4 protein-coding genes are annotated in these 5,029 nt (G+C 34.1%); 2 read left to right on the top strand and 2 right to left on the bottom strand.

What is annotated here, in order from left to right; genetic code table 11:
* Positions 1–104 precede the first annotated feature (104 nt).
* Both AC3DU7_RS04760 and AC3DU7_RS04755 read right to left on the bottom strand, forming a co-directional pair.
* Positions 105–878, bottom strand: coding sequence for an SDR family oxidoreductase (locus AC3DU7_RS04760; protein WP_488038210.1), 774 nt, complete (start codon positions 876–878; stop codon positions 105–107).
* Positions 879–1,099: 221 nt separating this feature from the next.
* Positions 1,100–1,942 carry a nuclear transport factor 2 family protein gene (locus AC3DU7_RS04755; RefSeq protein ID WP_488038209.1) on the bottom strand — a complete coding sequence of 281 codons (843 nt, stop codon included), beginning with the start codon at positions 1,940–1,942 and terminating at the stop codon, positions 1,100–1,102.
* A 240-nt stretch (positions 1,943–2,182) separates the two neighbouring features.
* Here AC3DU7_RS04755 and murG point away from each other — a divergent pair, with 240 nt between their 5' ends.
* Both murG and AC3DU7_RS04745 read left to right on the top strand, forming a co-directional pair.
* The gene (gene murG / locus AC3DU7_RS04750; RefSeq protein WP_488038208.1) at positions 2,183–3,247 is read left to right on the top strand and encodes an undecaprenyldiphospho-muramoylpentapeptide beta-N-acetylglucosaminyltransferase; all 1,065 of its coding nucleotides are present in this window, start codon (positions 2,183–2,185) and stop codon (positions 3,245–3,247) included.
* Positions 3,248–3,379: 132 nt separating this feature from the next.
* Positions 3,380–5,029, top strand: a 1,650-nt coding sequence (locus AC3DU7_RS04745; RefSeq protein ID WP_488038207.1) for a mechanosensitive ion channel family protein, incomplete at its 3' end; no start/stop codon positions are given.

The following is a 5,029-nucleotide window of genomic DNA, read 5'->3' as shown; positions in this document are numbered from 1 at the left end:
GTTACGCTAGCGCTAACACACCCTACCAATAGCGTTTATACGTAAGTCCTGTGTGAATTTAATAATCTTCCATTATACTACGTAGCGGTTAACGAGGGAGTATGTCAATGATGTCGATGAACCATCGTTGCATTAGCCTGGTCTGTGGGTACTACTAATAGTTCGCTGATATTAACATGGGGCGATCGCGTAACGCAGAAAAATACTAAATCTGCTATATCATCTCCAGTTAATGGTGTCAAGTCTTTGTAAACATTCTTAGCTTTTTCTGTGTCCCCATGGAATCGAACATCACTAAATTCTGTCTCTACTAAACCTGGTTGAATTTCAGTTACTCGAACGGGAGTTCCTAACAAATCTTGTTTTAACCCCTCTGAAATTGCTCTAACAGCAGCCTTAGAAGCACAATAAACATTACCTCCAGGATAAGCACCACGACCAGCAATAGAACCAATATTAACTACATGGCCTTGACTACGATTAACCATTCCTGGCACTACATAGCGAGTCATATATAGTAATCCTTTAACGTTAGTATCAATCATTTCTTCCCAATCATTGAAGTCCCCAACATGGAGTTTATCTAAACCACGACTTAAACCAGCATTATTAATCAAAATATCAATATTTTTCCAAGGTTCAGGCAAAGAATTTATTGCTGATTCTACTACTAGGCGATCGCGTACATCTAGCTTTAATAAATAAATTTTACACTGGAATTTTTTAGTTAATTCATCAGTTAGTTTTTCTAGTTTTTCTTGGCGACGAGCAGCCAAAATTAGATTTGCACCTGCTTGAGCAAATACATTTGCACAAGACTCTCCAATACCACTACTAGCACCTGTAATTAATACTATTTTATTCTCAACAGAAATCATATTTACTATTCTATAGATTTACCAGTTTATTTAACTAGCTATCAGCTTTTAGCTATCAGCTATCAGCAACAAGAATGTCTCCTTAAGGACAGTTTTTAAATTAACAACTGACTTTAAGCGCAAGGAACTAAACTTTTGTAGTAAGACAATTAATAAAGCTTTTATCTTAAGCTAAAACCAATAGCTGATTGCTGATTGCTGACGGCTGTTTGCTTACATCATCACTTATCCAAAACTCTTAAACGATGGGTATTAATAGTAATACCTCCTTTCCGCATCAATACTGTTGATAACCATTTATCCTGAGAATTTTCTGTAGCCTCACCAACTTTAAAAATTCCCCCAGAAGGCAATAATTCTAATTTAAATTTAGCAGATTCAAAATTATAAGAATTTTCATTAATTGGTTCTTCCCAAGCAGCTCCTAACATAATTTGTTCGCCCAAAGGTTCTGCAACAATCACATCAAAATTATACTTTTCACCTACTTCTACTTCTGCTGGTAAATTGATATTAATAGTAGGTGGATTTTTGCCTGATATAAGTTGATTACGCTCGGCTAAAATTTCTTGTTCAACAATTTTTTGATCTTCATAACGTTGTTGAGAAGTAATCGTAGACTTTAATAATATATTTCTACCGTTCATTTCTTGAATACCAGTAATGTAAGTAACAGTTTCAGCCACAATTACATTACCATCTATTTCCCAGGATTTTACTTCAGTACGATATTCAACTGATTGATAAAGTTGCCAGAATTTAGATAAAGCTTCTGCCAAACTTTCCCGATTTAAACCATCAGAGTTAGTAAAATCATTACTATAGAAATCCATTACATCATCTAAGTCTTGACGACTAGCAGCTCGATCGATTTTTTTCAAAATATCGGTCAGTTCATCAGGGGTTTTAGTTTGCTCTTGAGCTAAAGTCAATTTAGGAAATAAAACTATTCCAGAAGAAACAGTTAAACTCATTAATAAAGAACTTAATAATGTTATTGATAATTTCTGAAATTGAATCAAAAATTTACTTTGGGAACGACATAAGATTTGAGAAATAATCATTTTTAACTTATAAAAGTTGTTAGTTAAAGATTTGTTGGTTGTCAGAACCTAAATTATATGGCCATAGCCTTGATTATTGCCGAATGTTACTGCTTTAAGGACTGATTATGAAATATTTAGACCTTCTGTAAAACTGAGAGTTAGATAAATTACAATACACAAACTATCAATTTTTATTACTATGGCTTTTTGATTTGAGATTTTTAACTTATTTAATTGTTATACTAGGGAGAAAAAACCTTGACCAATACACCAACTAAATTGTTAATCGCAGCTAGTGGCACTGGCGGACATTTATTTCCAGCGATCGCTACGGCTGACCAATTAAAGGATTATCAGATCGAATGGCTAGGAGTACCCGATCGTCTAGAAACTAAGTTAGTCCCATCTGAGTATTCTCTCCATACTATATCAGTTGAAGGTTTTCAACAGAAATTTGGCCTGGGAACTTTAAAAATTTTGAGTGGACTTATTGGCTCTATTCTAAAGGTAAGACATATACTTAAGCAGGGAAACTTTCAAGGATTGTTTACCACAGGCGGTTATATTGCTGCTCCGGCCATTATTGCTGCTCGTTCTCTGGGTTTACCAGTTATTATCCATGAGTCTAATGTTTTACCTGGGAAAGTCACACGCTGGTTTAGTCGTTTATGTGATGTAATGGCAGTGGGTTTTGAGGAAGGGGCAAAATACCTACCTAATGGCAAGACGGTTTATGTAGGTACTCCTGTTAGAGAGCAATTTTTATCTCCCCAAGTGTTAGATATACCTATTCCAGATAATGTCCCTGTAATTGCAGTTGTTGGGGGTTCCCAAGGTGCAGTTTCGGTTAACCAATTAGTGAGAGAATGTGTTCCTGCATGGGTTGATGCTGGTGCTTGGATTATTCACCAAACTGGGGAAAATGACCGAGATGCTTTTAGTGTAGAACATCCCCAATATTTTCCCATGACATTTTATAATAATATGGCTGGTTTATTTCAACGGGCAAATTTAGTAATTAGTAGGGCAGGGGCAGGTACTTTAACAGAGTTAGCAGTTACTCATACACCTTCTATTTTAATTCCTTATCCTTATGCTGCTGATAATCATCAAGTTTATAATGCTAATGTATTTGCAAATCAGGAAGCTGCAAGAGTTTTTAATCAAACAGAATTAACTTCAGACAAACTTAAAACAGTAGTTTTGGAGTTATTAAATTCACCAGAGAAACTGGAAGAAATGAGTCATGGTTCGGAAAAATTAGCAGTAAATGATAGTGCTAAAAGATTAGCAAATTTAGTCGATGAATTATTAAAAAGTTAGATAAAATTTATGTAGGAATAGAGGGTTTAGCAGTAATAGTAAAGTACCAATAAGTCAACAAATCTAGTACGTAACATTTTCCACAGTAAATTGTCGATAATTAAACGTTCATTGAGGTTTTCAAGGGTAGCTATGTGGTATGAGTATTTGTGGCTAAAGTTGAGAAAATTAGCAAGAGGTGAACAAACATATCGCTCTCTAGCAACAAATAATCCTTTGATTTTTTCACCCAGGAGAAAAACAGCTCAAAGACAAATTATTCAAATATTAATAATTGCTTGTTTGCTACCTTTATTATTTTTCATAGTACCAGCTTGGGGGCAATCTACTTCTATTAATAATAATTTCAAAACAGCTCCAGTAGAACTTAATGGTCAAGACTTATTTCAAGTAGCAGGTAATGATAATACAAATTTGACGGCTGCTAAACGGGCTGAAATAATCAGTTCAAAATTAAAAGATATCTTAAACTCAGGTGAATCTATAGAAGTAGACATAGACCAGCAAAATCAAGAAACAATTCTGCGTGTTAATAGTAACTATCTTCTGACAGTAACTGCAATAGATGTCAAAGGAAGAATGAAGATAGAAGAGCAAGCAGTAATCTGGAAATATAAAATTGAAGAAGCTTTAGAATTAGCTCAAACAGAACGTCAGCCACGTTATATTTTTAAAGTATTAATCATCAGTATTATTCTAATTTTAGCTGGTTTAGCTCTAGAGCTATCTTATCGGTTTTTTGAATTCAAAATCAGTAATTTCTTTGAGGAAAGATATCCTCAATTTGTCAACTATTTACCTACAATTTTGCCATTAACAGGAATTGCTGTTAGAGTCATAGTCTGGATAGTAGTTGTCTTCTATATAACTGATTTAATACCATTAATTCGCGACTATCGTAATCAAGTATTAAACATTTTAATAGAGAGTTTTACTTCTCCTATTTTTACTCTAGGTAGCAAAGGTTTTTCCATTTTAGACATAATGTTTTTAGTAGGATTAAGCATTATAATGTGGAAAGGAGTCGGAGCTTTTATTAAAATCTTCAGAACTAAAATTATTGGATTAACAGGAGCAGAGCAGAGCGTTCAAGATACAGTTAGTTTCTTAGTTCAGTATGGCTTGATTTTCTTAGGTCTACTTATTATTCTGCAATTATGGGGTGTAGATGTTAGTTCTTTAGCAATTATTGCTAGTGTCCTTGGTGTAGGTATAGGTTTTGGTCTACAGAATATTGCTAACAATTTCATGAGTGGCATTATTATAATTTTTGAGCGACCTATTCAAGTTGGTGATTTTATTCAAGTTGGAAACTTAGAAGGTATTGTTAAACGGATTGGTTTACGCAGCACTTATATTACTACTTTAGATGACACTTCTTTAATTGTTCCTAACTCTCGTTTTCTAGAAAATGAAGTTTTAAACTGGAGTCACAACAACCCGCGTTCTCGGATAAAAGTTCCCATAGGAGTTGCTTATGGTTCTGAAATTAAGTTAGTTAGAAAAGCTATTTTAGCAGTAGCTAAAAGTCATCCAGAGGTATTATTACATCCATCACCACAATTATGGTTTCAAGAATTTGGTGATAGTTCTCTAAACTTTGATTTGCTTGTTCACATTAAAGAACCTCAGCACAAAAGTAAGCTGAAGAGCGAACTAAATTATCGTATTGAAGCAAGTCTAAGAAAATATGGAATAGAAGTTCCTTTTCCTCAGCGAGATTTACATTTAAAATCTCCAGAAATAGAGCAAATGATTCAGACTTGGATGCAGAAAAATACT

Source organism: Okeania sp., assembly GCF_983059655.1.
The sequence above is the reverse complement of the archived record's forward strand: the minus strand, read 5'-3'. Positions and strand labels throughout refer to the sequence as shown.